At 45.1% G+C, this 19,764-nt stretch carries 11 protein-coding genes, 8 tRNA genes and 6 rRNA genes; 24 read left to right on the top strand and 1 reads right to left on the bottom strand.

Annotated features, from left to right (window positions below; all coding sequences use genetic code 11):
* Positions 1 to 36: 36 nt before the first annotated feature.
* The 23 genes from hslO (at position 37) to rrf (ABC371_RS05005) (ending at position 18,153) form a co-directional block, all read left to right on the top strand.
* On the top strand, positions 37 to 915 hold the full coding sequence (gene hslO / locus ABC371_RS05115; RefSeq protein WP_412895814.1) for an Hsp33 family molecular chaperone HslO: 879 nt from the start codon (positions 37 to 39) through the stop codon (positions 913 to 915).
* Positions 916 to 935: 20 nt separating this feature from the next.
* A complete protein-coding gene (locus tag ABC371_RS05110; RefSeq protein WP_412895813.1) occupies positions 936 to 1,859 on the top strand; it encodes a peptidyl-prolyl cis-trans isomerase in 924 nt (307 codons plus the stop codon).
* Positions 1,860 to 1,971: 112 nt separating this feature from the next.
* Positions 1,972 to 2,901, top strand: coding sequence for a cysteine synthase A (cysK, locus tag ABC371_RS05105; protein WP_412895812.1), 930 nt, complete (start codon positions 1,972 to 1,974; stop codon positions 2,899 to 2,901).
* A 188-nt stretch (positions 2,902 to 3,089) separates the two neighbouring features.
* The gene (gene pabA / locus ABC371_RS05100) at positions 3,090 to 3,689 is read left to right on the top strand and encodes an aminodeoxychorismate/anthranilate synthase component II (protein ID WP_412895811.1); all 600 of its coding nucleotides are present in this window, start codon (positions 3,090 to 3,092) and stop codon (positions 3,687 to 3,689) included.
* A gap of 45 nt (positions 3,690 to 3,734) precedes the next feature.
* The gene (gene folP / locus ABC371_RS05095) at positions 3,735 to 4,580 is read left to right on the top strand and encodes a dihydropteroate synthase (RefSeq protein ID WP_412895810.1); all 846 of its coding nucleotides are present in this window, start codon (positions 3,735 to 3,737) and stop codon (positions 4,578 to 4,580) included.
* 2 nt (positions 4,581 to 4,582) lie between these two features.
* Positions 4,583 to 4,942 carry a dihydroneopterin aldolase gene (gene folB, locus ABC371_RS05090; protein ID WP_412895809.1) on the top strand — a complete coding sequence of 120 codons (360 nt, stop codon included), beginning with the start codon at positions 4,583 to 4,585 and terminating at the stop codon, positions 4,940 to 4,942.
* Between the two features lies 1 nt (position 4,943).
* Positions 4,944 to 5,468: a 2-amino-4-hydroxy-6-hydroxymethyldihydropteridine diphosphokinase gene (gene folK, locus ABC371_RS05085; RefSeq protein WP_412895808.1), complete on the top strand. Its 525-nt coding sequence runs from the start codon at positions 4,944 to 4,946 to the stop codon at positions 5,466 to 5,468.
* On the top strand, positions 5,420 to 5,626 hold the full coding sequence (locus tag ABC371_RS05080) for a helix-turn-helix domain-containing protein (RefSeq protein WP_412895807.1): 207 nt from the start codon (positions 5,420 to 5,422) through the stop codon (positions 5,624 to 5,626). Before folK ends, ABC371_RS05080 begins: the two co-directional genes overlap by 49 nt.
* Positions 5,627 to 5,898: 272 nt before the next feature.
* Entirely contained in the window at positions 5,899 to 7,383 is a 1,485-nt protein-coding gene (lysS, locus tag ABC371_RS05075) for a lysine--tRNA ligase (RefSeq protein WP_412895806.1), read from the top strand.
* 316 nt (positions 7,384 to 7,699) lie between these two features.
* Positions 7,700 to 9,249, top strand: a 16S ribosomal RNA gene (locus tag ABC371_RS05070).
* A 160-nt stretch (positions 9,250 to 9,409) separates the two neighbouring features.
* Positions 9,410 to 12,340: ribosomal RNA gene (locus ABC371_RS05065) — 23S ribosomal RNA — on the top strand.
* Between the two features lie 97 nt (positions 12,341 to 12,437).
* Positions 12,438 to 12,553: ribosomal RNA gene (rrf, locus tag ABC371_RS05060) — 5S ribosomal RNA — on the top strand.
* An 8-nt stretch (positions 12,554 to 12,561) separates the two neighbouring features.
* Positions 12,562 to 12,637 (top strand) — tRNA-Val (locus tag ABC371_RS05055).
* Positions 12,638 to 12,651: 14 nt separating this feature from the next.
* Positions 12,652 to 12,727, top strand: a tRNA-Lys gene (locus ABC371_RS05050).
* A 14-nt stretch (positions 12,728 to 12,741) separates the two neighbouring features.
* Positions 12,742 to 12,822, top strand: a tRNA-Leu gene (locus ABC371_RS05045).
* Positions 12,823 to 12,826: 4 nt separating this feature from the next.
* A tRNA-Gly gene (locus ABC371_RS05040) sits at positions 12,827 to 12,901 on the top strand.
* A gap of 16 nt (positions 12,902 to 12,917) precedes the next feature.
* Positions 12,918 to 13,006, top strand: a tRNA-Leu gene (locus tag ABC371_RS05035).
* Between the two features lie 13 nt (positions 13,007 to 13,019).
* Positions 13,020 to 13,096 (top strand) — tRNA-Arg (locus ABC371_RS05030).
* Positions 13,097 to 13,101: 5 nt separating this feature from the next.
* A tRNA-Pro gene (locus ABC371_RS05025) sits at positions 13,102 to 13,178 on the top strand.
* 12 nt (positions 13,179 to 13,190) lie between these two features.
* Positions 13,191 to 13,266, top strand: a tRNA-Ala gene (locus ABC371_RS05020).
* Between the two features lie 79 nt (positions 13,267 to 13,345).
* A 16S ribosomal RNA gene (locus tag ABC371_RS05015) occupies positions 13,346 to 14,895 on the top strand.
* Between the two features lie 156 nt (positions 14,896 to 15,051).
* Positions 15,052 to 17,982: ribosomal RNA gene (locus tag ABC371_RS05010) — 23S ribosomal RNA — on the top strand.
* A 55-nt stretch (positions 17,983 to 18,037) separates the two neighbouring features.
* A 5S ribosomal RNA gene (gene rrf / locus ABC371_RS05005) occupies positions 18,038 to 18,153 on the top strand.
* The 16S, 23S and 5S rRNA genes sit together here with 8 tRNA genes alongside, the layout of an rRNA operon.
* A 362-nt stretch (positions 18,154 to 18,515) precedes the next feature.
* Here rrf (ABC371_RS05005) and ABC371_RS05000 read toward each other — a convergent pair.
* Positions 18,516 to 18,770, bottom strand: a complete 255-nt coding sequence (locus tag ABC371_RS05000; protein WP_412895805.1) for a hypothetical protein — start codon at positions 18,768 to 18,770, stop codon at positions 18,516 to 18,518.
* 270 nt (positions 18,771 to 19,040) lie between these two features.
* Between ABC371_RS05000 and ABC371_RS04995 the strand changes: the two genes are divergently transcribed.
* Positions 19,041 to 19,742 (top strand): MgtC/SapB family protein, encoded by a 702-nt coding sequence (locus ABC371_RS04995; RefSeq protein ID WP_412895804.1) that lies wholly within the window; start codon positions 19,041 to 19,043, stop codon positions 19,740 to 19,742.
* Positions 19,743 to 19,764 lie beyond the last annotated feature (22 nt).

The following is a 19,764-nucleotide window of genomic DNA, read 5'->3' as shown; positions in this document are numbered from 1 at the left end:
AACATCAGAAGTGATGACACGAAAAGGAGTAAAAAAATGAGTGATTATTTAATTAAGGCGTTAGCTTTTGATGGACAGGTTCGAGCATATGCAATTAATTCAACGGAAACAGTTGCAGAGGCCCAAAGACGCCATTATACATGGCCTACTGCGTCCGCAGCACTTGGTCGAACGATGACAGCGGGGGTGATGCTAGGAGCAACTCTTAAAGGCGATGTTAAGCTTACCATAAAAGTTGAAGGTGGCGGGCCAATCGGCATTATTCTGGTTGATACAAATGCGAAGGGGGAAGTAAGAGGATATGTGACCAACCCCCAAACTCATTTCGACTTAAATGAGCATGGAAAACTTGATGTGAGAAGAGCAGTTGGAACAGAAGGAACCTTAACAATTGTAAAGGACATTGGAATGAGGGAGCAATTTTCCGGACAGGTACCGATCGTTTCAGGAGAACTTGGAGAGGATTTTACGTATTATCTTGTTTCTTCTGAACAAACTCCTTCGTCTGTTGGTGTAGGCGTTTTAGTGAACCCTGACAACTCCATTTTAGCTGCTGGTGGATTCCTGATCCAGCTTATGCCTGGAACAACTGAGGAAACCATTTCGCAAATTGAAAAAAGACTTCAAGAAATTGAGCCAATCTCAAAAATGATTGAAAAAGGTCTCACACCTGAAGATATTTTAAATGAGATTGTTGGCGAAGAAAACCTCAAAATTCTTGAGAAAATGCCTGTATCCTTTGTTTGTCCTTGTTCTAGAGAACGAATTGAAAGTGCCATTATTAGCCTAGGTTCAGAAGAAATTGAAGCCATGATTGAAGAAGATGGAAAAGCAGAGGCACAATGCCACTTTTGTAACGAAAAATATCATTTTTCAAAAGAAGAGTTAATAGAATTAAAAGACCAAGCAAAGTAAGGTAATGGGAGATGAGAAAAATGAATCAAAAGGTATTATGGTCAATTGTAGTTGCTCTCGTTATCACGAACTGTCTGTCGGTCGTGTACTTTGTGACTGATGAATCAGGGGAAAAGTCTCAAGAAAAGACGATAGAAGCGTCCAAGCCTGTTGTTGCTAGTGGGGAAGAAGAGGTAGTGGCTTCAGTTGGAGAAACATCCATTACAAGGCAACAATGGTTAAATGAGCTTGAAGCTAGATATGGGAAACAAATTTTAGAGGGAATGATTGATGAGGAAGTTGTTCGTCAAATGGCTAAAAAATATGACATCACTTTGTCAGAGGATGCCGTTGAACGTGAATTGACATTAATCAAGACAATGTATAATACCATCGATAATGAGAATATTGATGATGAGCACTGGCAAGAGCAAATTGAGTTAAGCATATTATTAGAAGAGCTCTTAACAAAGGATGCAATTATATCTGAGGAAGAAATGAAACATTTCTATGAGGAAAACAAGCACCTATACGAAATTCCAAAGTCGTACCACATTTCTCATATTGTAGTGCAAACAAAAGAAGCGGCTGAACAAGTACGACAAGAGTTAGAAAATGGTTCAAGCTTTGCGGCACTTGCTATGGAGAAATCAACTGATGAGTTTTCTGCAAATCGGGGTGGCGAACTCGGATTTGTAAATACGGAAAATGGATATGCTCCCGATAGCTATTTAGATATGGCTGAAAAATTAAAGCCAAATGAATGGAGTGAGCCTATCGAGGTTGAAGGTGGCTATGCGGTAATTATCCTACATGAGGTAATTGATGCAGTCACATATTCCTTTGATGATGTTAAGGGTCAAATTAAGCGTCAAATTGCAATAGACCAGATGAATGGTGCCATATCAGTAGAGCCATTTTGGAAAGAGCTTGGCGTTAAATGGTTCTTTGAAAATCACCAATAAATATTTAGAAAAAATTCATAATTTACTAGTAGTAAATTCGTTGACTTTTACGGTGAGAATTGCTAAATTGTAGATAAAACCAATAAAAATAGTAGGAATTGAGGGTGGAATCATGACAAGAGTAGCAAATTCAATATATGAATTAATCGGTCAAACTCCAGTTGTAAAACTTAATCACTTAGTTGATGAAGATAGTGCAGATGTATATGTAAAGCTTGAGTTCTTTAACCCAGGTAGCAGTGTGAAGGACAGAATTGCGTTAGCAATGATTGAAGCTGCAGAGAAGAATGGTGATTTAAAGCCTGGTGACACGATTATTGAACCGACAAGTGGAAACACAGGAATTGGTTTAGCAATGGTCGCAGCTGCTAAAGGATATAGAGCAATCTTAGTAATGCCAGATACAATGAGTATGGAACGCCGAAATCTTTTACGTGCATATGGAGCTGAGCTTGTTTTAACACCAGGTGCTGAAGGAATGAAAGGTGCCGTTAACAAAGCAGCAGAGCTTGTAAAAGAACATGGCTATTACATGCCACAACAATTCGACAATCCAGCAAACCCTGAAGTTCACCGTTTAACGACTGGTAAGGAAATTGTTGAGCAAATGGGTGATCAATTAGATGCGTTTGTTGCTGGAATTGGAACAGGTGGAACAATCACTGGTGCTGGCCAAGTGTTAAAAGAAAAGTATTCGGACATCCATATTGTAGCGGTTGAACCAGCTGACTCAGCAATTCTATCAGGTGAAAAACCAGGACCACATAAAATCCAAGGTATCGGCGCAAACTTTGTACCTAGTGTATTAGACACAGAACTTTATGATGAAGTGTTTACAGTTAAAAACGAGGAAGCAATTGAAACTGCACGCCGTACAGGTCAAGAAGAAGGATTCCTTGTAGGAATTTCCTCAGGTGCAGCGATTTTTGCAGCACTACAAGTTGCGAAAAAATTAGGTAAAGGCAAGAAAGTCCTTGCTGTTGTTCCAGACAACGGTGAGCGTTACTTAAGTACAGTTCTTTATCAATTTGATGAGCAATAAAGATGAACGTCTCAAAGAGTCTATTCTCCAATGAATAGACTCTTTTTTTCTATCTACGGTGTACTGAAAATCGTATATCATGTAAAATATAGAAATAGAGTCAAAGGATACAAAACAGTTCGATCTGAGTAGAAAACAAAGAGTGGAGTAAGTTGAGTAGGAAAAATTTGAGTATGAGGTGAGCTAGAATGATCGTAATGATTGATAATTATGACTCGTTTACATTCAATTTAGTACAATATGTTGGAGAATTAGGAGAAACGATCATCATCAAAAGAAATGATGAGATTACTCTTCAAGAAATTAAGGAACTAAATCCAGAATTATTAATGATTTCACCAGGACCCTGTACACCAAATGAAGCGGGTATAAGCTTAGAGGCAATTTCTCATTTTGCAGGGCGAATCCCGATTTTTGGCGTTTGCCTAGGACATCAGTCGATTGCCCAAGCATTTGGTGGAGATGTGATTAAAGCTGAAAGACTTATGCATGGGAAAACATCTGAAATCCAGCATGATGGTAAGACCATCTTTTCAGGGGTTGAACAACCTTTTATTGCAACACGTTACCATTCATTAATCGTAAAAAAAGAGACGCTTCCAGAGTGTTTTGAGATTTCAGCTGAAACAGATGCTGGAGAAGTCATGGCAATTCGCCATAAGGAATATCCGATTGAGGGTGTTCAATTTCATCCTGAATCAATTATGACGACAGCGGGTAAACAATTAATTAATAATGTTATTGAGTTATATATCAAAAGTAAAAATGAAACAGTGCCAACCAAATAAGATTGGACTGTTCTGACGGGTAAACAGAGTAAAAGGAGATTGAAAATGGATCGAGATAGAATAACAAGACCTACGCTAACATGTGGTCCGTATCAATTAGATTTTTCCAAAAAGACAATGATTATGGGGATTCTAAATATCACACCTGATTCCTTTTCAGATGGCGGCTCTTATTTTGATTTAGAGGCCGCTGTCGCTCATGCAAAGAAAATGGTCAACGACGGCGCAGATATTATTGATGTTGGCGGTGAATCAACCAGACCAGGATATGAAAGACTCTCTGACGAAGAAGAGATTGCTAGAGTAGTGCCTATCATTAAAGCGTTGGTTAAGGAAGTTCACGTACCTATTTCCGTCGATACCTATAAATCCGAGGTAGCTAAGCAAGCAATCGAAGCAGGAGCACATATTATTAATGATATTTGGGGTGCCAAGGCAGATCCAAAAATGGCTGAAGTTGCGGCATCCTACAATGTCCCCATTATCCTAATGCATAACAGAGATAATAAAAACTATACGAATCTCATCGATGATATGATCATCGACTTAAAAGAGAGCATTGAAATTGCAAAGGCAGCAGGTGTGAAGGATGAAAACATTATTCTAGATCCCGGAGTTGGATTTGCAAAAACCTTTGAAGACAATATTGAAACAATCCGTCAACTAGACCGTTTTTCTGAACTTGGTTATCCCATATTGCTTGGAACCTCAAGAAAATCCTTTATCGGCCACATTTTTGAGTTGCCGCCACAGGAACGTGATGAAGCAACCGGTGCAACTACCTGCCTTGGAATTCAAAAAGGCTGCGACATTGTCCGTATCCATAATGTAAAGATGAATGCAAGGCTCGCTAAAATGATGGATGTCCTTGTTGGTAAAGGTGAAGTGTAAAAATGGACAAAATCTATGTGAACCAAATGCAATTTTACGGATATCATGGAGTGTTTCCAGAAGAAACCAAATTAGGTCAACGCTTTTTTGTCGACCTGATGGTAGAAGTGGATGTTAAACAAGCGGGGGAAACTGATAATCTAGATTATTCAGTTCACTACGGAGAGCTTTACAATCTATGTAAGGAAATTGTTGAGGGACAACCATATAAACTATTAGAAGCTGTTGCTGAAAAAATGGCAGCGGAAATTTTAAGACATTTTTCATTAGTCTCAAGTTGTACCGTTAAAGTCATTAAACCAGACCCACCTATACCAGGGCATCTCCAGTCAGTTGCTGTGGAAATCTCAAGGAGTCGATAACATGAATAATACGGCATATATCGCCCTTGGAACGAATATAGGGGAACGAAAAGAATATTTGCATTTTGCAATAAAAGCGATTCAAGACCAAGGTATTATGATAAACGATTACTCGTCCATTTATGAAACAGACCCTGTTGGGTACGAGGATCAGGGTTTATTTTTAAATATGGTACTTAAGGTAAATACAGATTTATCACCATATGAGTTACTGCGGGTTTTACAAGAAATTGAGCTCGAGTCAGGAAGGGAAAGGAAAATAAGATGGGGTCCAAGAACATTAGACCTTGATATCTTGCTTTATAATCATGAAAAAATTGACACAGAGCACCTTATCATTCCACATCCCCGAATGACAGAGAGAGCCTTTGTGCTAGTGCCGTTGGCCGAAATAGATCAAAATCTACAATTTCCAGCAGTAACAAAGCCAATATCCTTATTACTAGATGAATTACAAGACAGAGAAGGTGTACGTATATGGAAGCGGAGAAGTGGGGAAGACGTATTCGTGCTTTTCGAAAGTTAAAGGGTTATACACAAGAAGGTTTAGCAAAAGACCTTGGGGTATCCGTATCCTTGGTAGGTGAAGTGGAGCGGGGAACACGAATGCCAAGTAAAACATTTTTAGAAGAGGTTTCAGAAATACTGAAAGTACCACTTGAAGACTTAACCCCAAAAGGGTAGATTAGTATTAGGACTTTTTATAAATCAAAGGTATCCATGGCAATGCGATTAACAACTGTAACACTTAACTTCGTTGACGAAGTGGAAGAAAAGCAACGAAATAGTGAGATGGTTGTTTGACATCAAAAGTTCCCTACTCTATAATACCCGTAAGTAGCCTACTGCCAGTTTTTTGCTGGCAGTTTTTCTGCTTTACGTTTATATTGGAATAGGACAAGTTATAGGTATTCGTATTTATGATAGATCATGTATCAATATAGGAGTTGATGAAAATGAATCATGAGGAATTAAATGACCAATTGATTGTCAGAAGAGAAAAGTTACATACCTTGCGTGAAATGGGAGTAGACCCATTCGGTAAAAGATTCGAAAGAACACATAGTACACGTGAGCTTATCGATTTATATGATGCATTTACAAAAGAACAATTAGACGAAAAAGAGGTAAATGTAACGATTGCTGGACGTATTATGACAAAGCGCGGTAAAGGTAAAGCGGGATTTGCCCATATCCAAGACTTAACTGGTCAAATTCAACTATATGTACGTCTTGATTCAGTTGGAGAAGAGCAGTATGAGGTATTCAATATTGCAGATCTTGGCGATATTGTCGGTGTATCAGGTACTGTATTCAAAACAAAAGTAGGAGAGCTTTCTATTAAAGCAAGTTCATTTGAACTTTTATCAAAAGCACTTCGTCCATTACCTGACAAATTCCATGGGTTAAAAGACGTTGAGCAACGCTATCGTCAACGTTATCTTGACTTAATTATGAGCCCGGAAAGTAAAGAAACCTTTATTACAAGAAGTAAAATCATCAGAGCTATGAGACGTTATTTAGATGATCACGGCTATTTAGAGGTGGAAACACCAATGATGCATTCTATTCCTGGTGGTGCATCTGCACGCCCGTTCATTACTCATCATAATGCATTGGATATCCCGTTATATATGCGAATTGCGATTGAGCTACACCTTAAGCGTCTAATCGTTGGTGGACTAGAAAAGGTCTATGAAATTGGAAGGGTATTTCGTAATGAAGGTGTCTCAACACGCCATAACCCTGAATTTACAATGATTGAGTTATATGAAGCATATGCTGACTATAAAGATATCATGAGCCTTACTGAAAACCTAGTAGCCCATATTGCCCAAGAAGTATTAGGAACTACTACAATCACTTATGGTGAACACCAAATAGATTTAAAGCCAGAGTGGAAACGACTCCACATGGTAGATGCAATTAAAGAATATGTAGGGGTAGATTTCTGGAAGGAAATGAGCCTTGAAGAAGCTAGACAACTTGCAAAAGAAAATAATGTAGAAATTAACGATAATATGCAATATGGTCACATTGTGAATGAGTTCTTTGAGCAAAAAATTGAAGACAAGCTTATTCAACCAACATTCATCTATGGACATCCGGTAGAAATTTCACCACTTGCGAAGAAAAATCCTGAAGATCCTAGATTTACAGACCGATTTGAGCTATTCATCGTTGGTAGAGAACACGCCAATGCATTTACAGAATTAAATGACCCTATTGATCAACGTCAAAGATTCGAAGCTCAGCTTAAAGAAAGAGAGCAAGGAAATGACGAAGCTCATATGATGGATGAAGATTTCGTTGAATCGTTAGAGTACGGTTTACCACCAACAGGTGGATTAGGTATCGGAGTAGACAGACTTGTTATGCTCTTAACGAATTCTCCATCAATTAGAGACGTATTACTCTTCCCACAAATGCGCCATAAATAATTTTTAAAAAGAGTGGTTATCCACTCTTTTTTTATGCTCTATTGTTAAAAAAACTTTTTCAGTATAATTTTTTTATCAAAAAGACTTGCCTAAATATTTAATAGGTGGTATATTAAGTACCTGCCGCTGAGAGGTGGCGATGAAATAAAAAAGAAACAAAAAAAGTTATTGACTATCTAAAAGATAGGTGATATTATTATAAAGTTGCTTCAAAAGAGCAACGGTAATAATACCTTAAAAAGTTCTTTGAAAACTGAACACAATACAAGCGTCAACGTTAATTCTAAGTAACAAACTTATTGAGCAATCAATACTCTTATTGGAGAGTTTGATCCTGGCTCAGGATGAACGCTGGCGGCGTGCCTAATACATGCAAGTCGAGCGAACCTGAGGGAGCTTGCTCCTAAAGGTTAGCGGCGGACGGGTGAGTAACACGTGGGCAACCTGCCTGTAAGACTGGGATAACTTCGGGAAACCGGAGCTAATACCGGATAATATATGAGACCACATGGTCTCCTATTAAAAGATGGCTTTTTGCTATCACTTACAGATGGGCCCGCGGCGCATTAGCTAGTTGGTGAGGTAACGGCTCACCAAGGCAACGATGCGTAGCCGACCTGAGAGGGTGATCGGCCACACTGGGACTGAGACACGGCCCAGACTCCTACGGGAGGCAGCAGTAGGGAATCTTCCGCAATGGACGAAAGTCTGACGGAGCAACGCCGCGTGAGCGAAGAAGGTCTTCGGATCGTAAAGCTCTGTTGTTAGGGAAGAACAAGTATCGTTCGAATAGGGCGGTACCTTGACGGTACCTAACCAGAAAGCCACGGCTAACTACGTGCCAGCAGCCGCGGTAATACGTAGGTGGCAAGCGTTATCCGGAATTATTGGGCGTAAAGCGCGCGCAGGCGGTCCTTTAAGTCTGATGTGAAAGCCCACGGCTCAACCGTGGAGGGTCATTGGAAACTGGGGGACTTGAGTGCAGAAGAGGAGAGCGGAATTCCACGTGTAGCGGTGAAATGCGTAGAGATGTGGAGGAACACCAGTGGCGAAGGCGGCTCTCTGGTCTGTAACTGACGCTGAGGCGCGAAAGCGTGGGGAGCGAACAGGATTAGATACCCTGGTAGTCCACGCCGTAAACGATGAGTGCTAAGTGTTAGAGGGTTTCCGCCCTTTAGTGCTGCAGCAAACGCATTAAGCACTCCGCCTGGGGAGTACGGTCGCAAGACTGAAACTCAAAGGAATTGACGGGGGCCCGCACAAGCGGTGGAGCATGTGGTTTAATTCGAAGCAACGCGAAGAACCTTACCAGGTCTTGACATCCTCTGACACTCCTAGAGATAGGAATTTCCCTTCGGGGACAGAGTGACAGGTGGTGCATGGTTGTCGTCAGCTCGTGTCGTGAGATGTTGGGTTAAGTCCCGCAACGAGCGCAACCCTTGATCTTAGTTGCCAGCATTAAGTTGGGCACTCTAAGGTGACTGCCGGTGACAAACCGGAGGAAGGTGGGGATGACGTCAAATCATCATGCCCCTTATGACCTGGGCTACACACGTGCTACAATGGATGGTACAAAGGGCAGCAAAACCGCGAGGTTAAGCCAATCCCATAAAACCATTCTCAGTTCGGATTGCAGGCTGCAACTCGCCTGCATGAAGCCGGAATCGCTAGTAATCGCGGATCAGCATGCCGCGGTGAATACGTTCCCGGGCCTTGTACACACCGCCCGTCACACCACGAGAGTTTGTAACACCCGAAGTCGGTGGGGTAACCGTAAGGAGCCAGCCGCCTAAGGTGGGACAGATGATTGGGGTGAAGTCGTAACAAGGTAGCCGTATCGGAAGGTGCGGCTGGATCACCTCCTTTCTAAGGAAACTGAAGTTCTACGAACTTCATAAAAAGACGCTTTGTATTGTGGTCAGTTTTGAGAGTGCTTTTGTGCTTTCAAATTCGTTCTTTGAAAACTAGATAACGTAACAAAACATTCATTGAAGTAGTAAAAGTTCTTTTATAATTAATTAACTTAGGTTAAGTTATGAAGGGCGCACGGTGGATGCCTTGGCACTAGGAGCCGATGAAGGACGGTACTAACACCGATATGCTTCGGGGAGCTGTAAGTAAGCTTTGATCCGAAGATTTCCGAATGGGGAAACCCACTGCTCGTAATGGGGCAGTATCCTTACCTGAATACATAGGGTGAGAGAAGGTAGACCCGGGGAACTGAAACATCTTAGTACCCGGAGGAAGAGAAAGCAAACGCGATTTCCTGAGTAGCGGCGAGCGAAACGGAAGATAGCCCAAACCAAGAGGCTTGCCTCTTGGGGTTGTAGGACACTCTATACGGAGTTACAAAAGAGCGAAGTAGACGAAGCGACCTGGAAAGGTCCGTCAGAGAAGGTAACAACCCTGTAGTTGAAACTTCGTTCTCTCTTGAGTGGATCCTGAGTACGGCGGGACACGAGAAATCCCGTCGGAAGCTGGGAGGACCATCTCCCAAGGCTAAATACTCCCTAGTGACCGATAGTGAACCAGTACCGTGAGGGAAAGGTGAAAAGCACCCCGGGAGGGGAGTGAAAGAGAACCTGAAACCGTGTGCCTACAAGTAGTCAAAGCACATTTATGTGTGATGGCGTGCCTTTTGTAGAATGAACCGGCGAGTTACGATCCCGTGCAAGGTTAAGTTGAAGAGACGGAGCCGCAGCGAAAGCGAGTCTGAATAGGGCGATATAGTACGTGGTCGTAGACCCGAAACCAGGTGATCTACCCATGTCCAGGGTGAAGTTCAGGTAACACTGAATGGAGGCCCGAACCCACGCACGTTGAAAAGTGCGGGGATGAGGTGTGGGTAGCGGAGAAATTCCAATCGAACTTGGAGATAGCTGGTTCTCTCCGAAATAGCTTTAGGGCTAGCCTCGAGTTAGAGTCTTGGAGGTAGAGCACTGATTGGACTAGGGGCCCTCATCGGGTTACCGAATTCAGTCAAACTCCGAATGCCAAAGACTTGATTCTCGGGAGTCAGACTGCGAGTGATAAGATCCGTAGTCAAGAGGGAAACAGCCCAGACCACCAGCTAAGGTCCCAAAGTATACGTTAAGTGGAAAAGGATGTGGAGTTGCTTAGACAACCAGGATGTTGGCTTAGAAGCAGCCACCATTTAAAGAGTGCGTAATAGCTCACTGGTCGAGTGACTCTGCGCCGAAAATGTACCGGGGCTAAACGTATCACCGAAGCTGTGGATTGTTCTTACGAACAATGGTAGGAGAGCGTTCTAAGTGCAGCGAAGTCAGACCGAGAGGACTGGTGGAGCGCTTAGAAGTGAGAATGCCGGTATGAGTAGCGAAAGAGGGGTGAGAATCCCCTCCACCGAATGCCTAAGGTTTCCTGAGGAAGGCTCGTCCGCTCAGGGTTAGTCGGGACCTAAGCCGAGGCTGAAAAGCGTAGGCGATGGACAACAGGTTGAAATTCCTGTACCACCTCATTACCGTTTGAGCAATGGAGGGACGCAGGAGGATAGGGTAAGCGCGCTGTTGGATATGCGCGTCCAAGCAGTTAGACTGGTAAGTAGGCAAATCCGCTTACCGTAAGGTTGAGTTGTGATGGCGAGGGAAATAAAGTACCGAAGTTCCTGATTCCACACTGCCAAGAAAAGCTTCTAGCGAGGTAGAAGGTGCCCGTACCGCAAACCGACACAGGTAGGCGAGGAGAGAATCCTAAGGTGATCGAGAGAACTCTCGTTAAGGAACTCGGCAAAATGACCCCGTAACTTCGGGAGAAGGGGTGCTTTTTAGGGTGAATAGCCCTGAAAAGCCGCAGTGAATAGGCCCAGGCGACTGTTTAGCAAAAACACAGGTCTCTGCGAAGCCGCAAGGCGAAGTATAGGGGCTGACACCTGCCCGGTGCTGGAAGGTTAAGAGGAGGGGTTAGCGTAAGCGAAGCTCTGAATCGAAGCCCCAGTAAACGGCGGCCGTAACTATAACGGTCCTAAGGTAGCGAAATTCCTTGTCAGGTAAGTTCTGACCCGCACGAAAGGTGTAACGATCTGGGCACTGTCTCAACGAGAGACTCGGTGAAATTATAGTACCTGTGAAGATGCAGGTTACCCGCGACAGGACGGAAAGACCCCGTGGAGCTTTACTGCAACCTGATATTGAATTTTGGTACAGCTTGTACAGGATAGGTAGGAGCCTTGGAGGCCGGAGCGCCAGCTTCGGTGGAGGCGTCGGTGGGATACTACCCTGGCTGTATTGAAATTCTAACCCGAAGGCCTTATCGGCCTTGGAGACAGTGTCAGGTGGGCAGTTTGACTGGGGCGGTCGCCTCCTAAAGAGTAACGGAGGCGCCCAAAGGTTCCCTCAGAATGGTTGGAAATCATTCGTAGAGTGTAAAGGCACAAGGGAGCTTGACTGCGAGACCTACAAGTCGAGCAGGGACGAAAGTCGGGCTTAGTGATCCGGTGGTTCCGCATGGAAGGGCCATCGCTCAACGGATAAAAGCTACCCCGGGGATAACAGGCTTATCTCCCCCAAGAGTCCACATCGACGGGGAGGTTTGGCACCTCGATGTCGGCTCATCGCATCCTGGGGCTGTAGTCGGTCCCAAGGGTTGGGCTGTTCGCCCATTAAAGCGGTACGCGAGCTGGGTTCAGAACGTCGTGAGACAGTTCGGTCCCTATCCGTCGTGGGCGTAGGAAATTTGAGAGGAGCTGTCCTTAGTACGAGAGGACCGGGATGGACACACCGCTGGTGTACCAGTTGTCCTGCCAAGGGCATAGCTGGGTAGCTATGTGTGGAAGGGATAAGTGCTGAAAGCATCTAAGCATGAAGCCCCCCTCAAGATGAGATTTCCCATAGTGTTAAACTAGTAAGATCCCTCGAAGATGACGAGGTTGATAGGTCAGAGGTGGAAGCATGGTGACATGTGCAGCTGACTGATACTAATCGATCGAGGACTTAACCAAACTGATGAATGTAGGAGCGTTATCTAGTTTTGAAGGAATGAATTTCCTATTAATTAATCTCGAAAAGAGATTATAATAAGAAATGTTCTTTTAATAGTCTAGTGACGATGGCGAGAAGGTCACACCCGTTCCCATACCGAACACGGAAGTTAAGCTTCTCAGCGCCGATGGTAGTTGGGACTTTGTCCCTGTGAGAGTAGGACGTCGCTAGGCAAAATAATGGAGGATTAGCTCAGCTGGGAGAGCACCTGCCTTACAAGCAGGGGGTCGGCGGTTCGATCCCGTCATCCTCCACCATTCTTAATTAGTATGAGCCATTAGCTCAGTCGGTAGAGCATCTGACTTTTAATCAGAGGGTCGAAGGTTCGAGTCCTTCATGGCTCACCATTTAATTTCAATATGCGGGTGTGGCGGAATTGGCAGACGCGCTAGACTTAGGATCTAGTGTCTTTGACGTGGGGGTTCGAGTCCCTTCACCCGCATTATGCGGAAGTAGTTCAGTGGTAGAACACCACCTTGCCAAGGTGGGGGTCGCGGGTTCGAATCCCGTCTTCCGCTCCAGAGGTAATTTTTAAATGCCGGGGTGGCGGAACTGGCAGACGCACAGGACTTAAAATCCTGCGGTAGGTGACTACCGTACCGGTTCGATTCCGGTCCTCGGCACCATTCGAATAATAATGCGCCCGTAGCTCAATTGGATAGAGCGTCTGACTACGGATCAGAAGGTTATGGGTTCGACTCCTTTCGGGCGCGCCATATTACGGGAAGTAGCTCAGCTTGGTAGAGCACTTGGTTTGGGACCAAGGGGTCGCAGGTTCGAATCCTGTCTTCCCGACCATTTTAAAATATTGGGGCCTTAGCTCAGCTGGGAGAGCGCCTGCTTTGCACGCAGGAGGTCAGCGGTTCGATCCCGCTAGGCTCCACCAACAGTTCTTTGAAAACTGAACACAATACAAGCGTCAACGTTAATTCTAAGTAACAAAACTTATTGAGCAATCAATACTCTTATTGGAGAGTTTGATCCTGGCTCAGGATGAACGCTGGCGGCGTGCCTAATACATGCAAGTCGAGCGAACCTGAGGGAGCTTGCTCCCAAAGGTTAGCGGCGGACGGGTGAGTAACACGTGGGCAACCTGCCTGTAAGACTGGGATAACTTCGGGAAACCGGAGCTAATACCGGATAATATATGAGACCACATGGTCTCGTATTAAAAGATGGCTTTTAGCTATCACTTACAGATGGGCCCGCGGCGCATTAGCTAGTTGGTGAGGTAACGGCTCACCAAGGCAACGATGCGTAGCCGACCTGAGAGGGTGATCGGCCACACTGGGACTGAGACACGGCCCAGACTCCTACGGGAGGCAGCAGTAGGGAATCTTCCGCAATGGACGAAAGTCTGACGGAGCAACGCCGCGTGAGCGAAGAAGGTCTTCGGATCGTAAAGCTCTGTTGTTAGGGAAGAACAAGTATCGTTCGAATAGGGCGGTACCTTGACGGTACCTAACCAGAAAGCCACGGCTAACTACGTGCCAGCAGCCGCGGTAATACGTAGGTGGCAAGCGTTATCCGGAATTATTGGGCGTAAAGCGCGCGCAGGCGGTCCTTTAAGTCTGATGTGAAAGCCCACGGCTCAACCGTGGAGGGTCATTGGAAACTGGGGGACTTGAGTGCAGAAGAGGAGAGCGGAATTCCACGTGTAGCGGTGAAATGCGTAGAGATGTGGAGGAACACCAGTGGCGAAGGCGGCTCTCTGGTCTGTAACTGACGCTGAGGCGCGAAAGCGTGGGGAGCGAACAGGATTAGATACCCTGGTAGTCCACGCCGTAAACGATGAGTGCTAAGTGTTAGAGGGTTTCCGCCCTTTAGTGCTGCAGCAAACGCATTAAGCACTCCGCCTGGGGAGTACGGTCGCAAGACTGAAACTCAAAGGAATTGACGGGGGCCCGCACAAGCGGTGGAGCATGTGGTTTAATTCGAAGCAACGCGAAGAACCTTACCAGGTCTTGACATCCTCTGACACTCCTAGAGATAGGATTTTCCCTTCGGGGACAGAGTGACAGGTGGTGCATGGTTGTCGTCAGCTCGTGTCGTGAGATGTTGGGTTAAGTCCCGCAACGAGCGCAACCCTTGATCTTAGTTGCCAGCATTAAGTTGGGCACTCTAAGGTGACTGCCGGTGACAAACCGGAGGAAGGTGGGGATGACGTCAAATCATCATGCCCCTTATGACCTGGGCTACACACGTGCTACAATGGATGGTACAAAGGGCAGCAAAACCGCGAGGTTAAGCCAATCCCATAAAACCATTCTCAGTTCGGATTGCAGGCTGCAACTCGCCTGCATGAAGCCGGAATCGCTAGTAATCGCGGATCAGCATGCCGCGGTGAATACGTTCCCGGGCCTTGTACACACCGCCCGTCACACCACGAGAGTTTGTAACACCCGAAGTCGGTGGGGTAACCGTAAGGAGCCAGCCGCCTAAGGTGGGACAGATGATTGGGGTGAAGTCGTAACAAGGTAGCCGTATCGGAAGGTGCGGCTGGATCACCTCCTTTCTAAGGAAACTGAAGTTCTACGAACTTCATAAAAAGACGCTTTGTATTGTGGTCGGTTTTGAGAGTGCTTTTGTGCTTTCAAATTCGTTCTTTGAAAACTAGATAACGTAACAAAACATTCATTGAAGTAGTAAAAGTTCTTTAATAATTAACTTAGGTTAAGTTATGAAGGGCGCACGGTGGATGCCTTGGCACTAGGAGCCGATGAAGGACGGTACTAACACCGATATGCTTCGGGGAGCTGTAAGTAAGCATTGATCCGAAGATTTCCGAATGGGGAAACCCACTGCTCGTAATGGGGCAGTATCCTTACCTGAATACATAGGGTGAGAGAAGGTAGACCCGGGGAACTGAAACATCTTAGTACCCGGAGGAAGAGAAAGCAAACGCGATTTCCTGAGTAGCGGCGAGCGAAACGGAAGATAGCCCAAACCAAGAGGCTTGCCTCTTGGGGTTGTAGGACACTCTATACGGAGTTACAAAAGAGCGAAGTAGACGAAGTGACCTGGAAAGGTCCGTCAGAGAAGGTAACAACCCTGTAGTTGAAACTTCGTTCTCTCTTGAGTGGATCCTGAGTACGGCGGGACACGTGAAATCCCGTCGGAAGCTGGGAGGACCATCTCCCAAGGCTAAATACTCCCTAGTGACCGATAGTGAACCAGTACCGTGAGGGAAAGGTGAAAAGCACCCCGGGAGGGGAGTGAAAGAGAACCTGAAACCGTGTGCCTACAAGTAGTCAAAGCACATTTATGTGTGATGGCGTGCCTTTTGTAGAATGAACCGGCGAGTTACGATCCCGTGCAAGGTTAAGTTGAAGAGACGGAGCCGCAGCGAAAGCGAGTCTGAATAGGGCGATATAGTACGTGGTCGTAGACCCGAAACCAGGTGATCTACCCATGTCCAGGGTGAAGTTCAGGTAACACTGAATGGAGGCCCGAACCCACGCACGTTGAAAAGTGCGGGGATGAGGTGTGGGTAGCGGAGAAATTCCAATCGAACTTGGAGATAGCTGGTTCTCTCCGAAATAGCTTTAGGGCTAGCCTCGAGTTAGAGTCTTGGAGGTAGAGCACTGATTGGACTAGGGGCCCTCATCGGGTTACCGAATTCAGTCAAACTCCGAATGCCAAAGACTTGATTCTCGGGAGTCAGACTGCGAGTGATAAGATCCGTAGTCAAGAGGGAAACAGCCCAGACCACCAGCTAAGGTCCCAAAGTATACGTTAAGTGGAAAAGGATGTGGAATTGCTTAGACAACCAGGATGTTGGCTTAGAAGCAGCCACCATTTAAAGAGTGCGTAATAGCTCACTGGTCGAGTGACTCTGCGCCGAAAATGTACCGGGGCTAAACGTATCACCGAAGCTGTGGATTGTTCTTACGAACAATGGTAGGAGAGCGTTCTAAGTGCAGCGAAGTCAGACCGAGAGGACTGGTGGAGCGCTTAGAAGTGAGAATGCCGGTATGAGTAGCGAAAGAGGGGTGAGAATCCCCTCCACCGAATGCCTAAGGTTTCCTGAGGAAGGCTCGTCCGCTCAGGGTTAGTCGGGACCTAAGCCGAGGCTGAAAAGCGTAGGCGATGGACAACAGGTTGAAATTCCTGTACCACCTCATTACCGTTTGAGCAATGGAGGGACGCAGGAGGATAGGGTAAGCGCGCTGTTGGATATGCGCGTCCAAGCAGTTAGACTGGTAAGTAGGCAAATCCGCTTACCGTAAGGTTGAGTTGTGATGGCGAGGGAAATAAAGTACCGAAGTTCCTGATTCCACACTGCCAAGAAAAGCTTCTAGCGAGGTAGAAGGTGCCCGTACCGCAAACCGACACAGGTAGGCGAGGAGAGAATCCTAAGGTGATCGAGAGAACTCTCGTTAAGGAACTCGGCAAAATGACCCCGTAACTTCGGGAGAAGGGGTGCTTTTTAGGGTGAATAGCCCTGAAAAGCCGCAGTGAATAGGCCCAGGCGACTGTTTAGCAAAAACACAGGTCTCTGCGAAGCCGCAAGGCGAAGTATAGGGGCTGACACCTGCCCGGTGCTGGAAGGTTAAGAGGAGGGGTTAGCGTAAGCGAAGCTCTGAATCGAAGCCCCAGTAAACGGCGGCCGTAACTATAACGGTCCTAAGGTAGCGAAATTCCTTGTCAGGTAAGTTCTGACCCGCACGAAAGGTGTAACGATCTGGGCACTGTCTCAACGAGAGACTCGGTGAAATTATAGTACCTGTGAAGATGCAGGTTACCCGCGACAGGACGGAAAGACCCCGTGGAGCTTTACTGCAACCTGATATTGAATTTTGGTACAGCTTGTACAGGATAGGTAGGAGCCTTGGAAGCCGGAGCGCCAGCTTCGGTGGAGGCGTCGGTGGGATACTACCCTGGCTGTATTGAAATTCTAACCCGAAGGCCTTATCGGCCTTGGAGACAGTGTCAGGTGGGCAGTTTGACTGGGGCGGTCGCCTCCTAAAGAGTAACGGAGGCGCCCAAAGGTTCCCTCAGAATGGTTGGAAATCATTCGTAGAGTGTAAAGGCACAAGGGAGCTTGACTGCGAGACCTACAAGTCGAGCAGGGACGAAAGTCGGGCTTAGTGATCCGGTGGTTCCGCATGGAAGGGCCATCGCTCAACGGATAAAAGCTACCCCGGGGATAACAGGCTTATCTCCCCCAAGAGTCCACATCGACGGGGAGGTTTGGCACCTCGATGTCGGCTCATCGCATCCTGGGGCTGTAGTCGGTCCCAAGGGTTGGGCTGTTCGCCCATTAAAGCGGTACGCGAGCTGGGTTCAGAACGTCGTGAGACAGTTCGGTCCCTATCCGTCGTGGGCGTAGGAAATTTGAGAGGAGCTGTCCTTAGTACGAGAGGACCGGGATGGACACACCGCTGGTGTACCAGTTGTCCTGCCAAGGGCATAGCTGGGTAGCTATGTGTGGAAGGGATAAGTGCTGAAAGCATCTAAGCATGAAGCCCCCCTCAAGATGAGATTTCCCATAGTGTTAAACTAGTAAGATCCCTCGAAGATGACGAGGTTGATAGGTCAGAGGTGGAAGCATGGTGACATGTGCAGCTGACTGATACTAATCGATCGAGGACTTAACCAAACTGATGAATGTAGGAGCGTTATCTAGTTTTGAAGGAATGAATCCTTCAACATAGTCTAGTGGCGATAGCGAAGAGGTCACACCCGTTCCCATACCGAACACGGAAGTTAAGCTCTTCAGCGCCGATGGTAGTTGGGACTTTGTCCCTGTGAGAGTAGGACGTCGCTAGGCACACTAAAGATCAGCCGATATGGTTGGTCTTTTTTATTTGTTTTTGTTTGGATATTAGGGGTTGAAGAACGTGGCACTTGTTTGACAGATGTTGAGTGATGAAGAGTAACGTAAATTGTAGAATCGTTCCTGTTTTGAGATTGATTTCAAGTGATTGGTAACTAAAAAGGCTTAAACGTTCCACTTTTGTAATTGTATTGAAGGAAAGGGTAACGAAAAGTGCTGATTCGTTCCTGTTTCATGATTTAGATGAAGGAATCGGTAACGCAAGCCAATACACAATCTTTTTTAGATTGTCACTTTTAATAACGGCAAAAAGTTAGGTAATGCTGATCCAGCGAACGCCAAATTTGCAAACCCCATTACCGGTATATCGCCCATTCGTAAAACGATAAATGATATACCGTAAACCCGATTAACGGTATATCACGCAACCGTAAACCGATAAATGGTATACCGCAAACCCGATTACCGGTATACCACCCACTCGCAAACCAATAAATGATAAACCGCAAGCAGCAACCGACATAATCGTTTTTATCAACCCTCCCAGAATCCCATACATAATACATATATACGAATCGACAAACCATATACCAATACAGGTCATTAGTCATTAAGATAACTCCCTATATACCAGTGTTAAATTTTACATTTCAAAAAAGATCTATATTATTAATTACATTGTTAATGATAATTAACATCTTAGGTCCTATGGCAGAAACACTATTTTAAAATAGGTATTTTTGATACTCATAAACTTTTTGAACGAATCGTATAATGATAAAACACTACCTTTTTTTATTTGAATTAAAGGGGATTTTAAATTTCCTATCGAATAAGTAATTTACAGGTCGCCTATGTCTATAGAACAGGGGGGATGTGACATGGCACAATTTTTTGCATCGTTCCAAACTCAAGAATTTTTTACGATGTCGCTTCGCATTTTTATGGCTGCGTTATTATGTGGATTAGTTGGATTGGAGAGAGAAGTACATAAACACCCTGCTGGATTTCGTACACATTTACTGGTTGGAGTTGGTTCTTGTTTAATGATGCTGATGTCTATTTTTGGGTTTCAGCCTTATTTAGAGATGAGTACGAATGTCCGTTTTGACCCGGCACGAATTCCGTCATATGTGATTAGTGGTATTGGTTTTTTGGGTGCTGGTACTATTTTGGTAAGGGATGCCACGGTTCGTGGGCTAACTACGGCAGCATCGATTTGGGTTGTTGCTGGTCTAGGGTTAATAATCGGGTTAGGGATGTATGCGCCAGCCATATTAACTACAATTGTAGTTTTATTAAGTTTAATTTTTCTAAACCGATTTGAAGAGTTCTTTTTTAAATCCAGAAAACGAAAAGTTGTTCATATCATTATTCATGAAAATATTTCCTCGTCTTCATTCATTTTAAAATTATTTAAAGATAATGGTTTTAAGGTGAAGGATTTTAATATTAAGTATTCAAAGGATAAGGTAGAAAACAATTGCCAGTACACAATTGATGTAGAAGTGGCAAGTAAAAATGAGCGTTTACGCTTATATGAAGAAATGTCTAAGCGGGAAATGGTCCAAAAAATTTTTTAATTTGGTGTTTAGAGAGGTACCA

The sequence above is a fragment of the Bacillus jepli genome (assembly GCF_047238305.1).
Classification (GTDB): domain Bacteria; phylum Bacillota; class Bacilli; order Bacillales; family Bacillaceae_L; genus Ferdinandcohnia.
Note: the sequence above shows the minus strand (reverse complement) of the source record. Positions and strands in the feature narration are given on the sequence as shown.

Bases quoted from the DNA above. Each gene is read 5' to 3' on its own strand.
- cysK (WP_412895812.1), top strand. From the start codon at position 1,972: ATGACAAGAGTAGCAAATTCAATATATGAATTAATCGGTCAAACTCCA.
- folK (WP_412895808.1), top strand. From the start codon at position 4,944: ATGAATAATACGGCATATATCGCCCTTGGAACGAATATAGGGGAACGA.
- ABC371_RS04995 (WP_412895804.1), top strand. From the start codon at position 19,041: ATGGCACAATTTTTTGCATCGTTCCAAACTCAAGAATTTTTTACGATG.
- folP (WP_412895810.1), top strand. From the start codon at position 3,735: ATGGATCGAGATAGAATAACAAGACCTACGCTAACATGTGGTCCGTAT.
- lysS (WP_412895806.1), top strand. From the start codon at position 5,899: ATGAATCATGAGGAATTAAATGACCAATTGATTGTCAGAAGAGAAAAG.
- ABC371_RS05110 (WP_412895813.1), top strand. From the start codon at position 936: ATGAATCAAAAGGTATTATGGTCAATTGTAGTTGCTCTCGTTATCACG.
- ABC371_RS05080 (WP_412895807.1), top strand. From the start codon at position 5,420: ATGGAAGCGGAGAAGTGGGGAAGACGTATTCGTGCTTTTCGAAAGTTA.
- folB (WP_412895809.1), top strand. From the start codon at position 4,583: ATGGACAAAATCTATGTGAACCAAATGCAATTTTACGGATATCATGGA.
- hslO (WP_412895814.1), top strand. From the start codon at position 37: ATGAGTGATTATTTAATTAAGGCGTTAGCTTTTGATGGACAGGTTCGA.
- ABC371_RS05000 (WP_412895805.1), bottom strand. From the start codon at position 18,770: ATGACTAATGACCTGTATTGGTATATGGTTTGTCGATTCGTATATATG.
- pabA (WP_412895811.1), top strand. From the start codon at position 3,090: ATGATCGTAATGATTGATAATTATGACTCGTTTACATTCAATTTAGTA.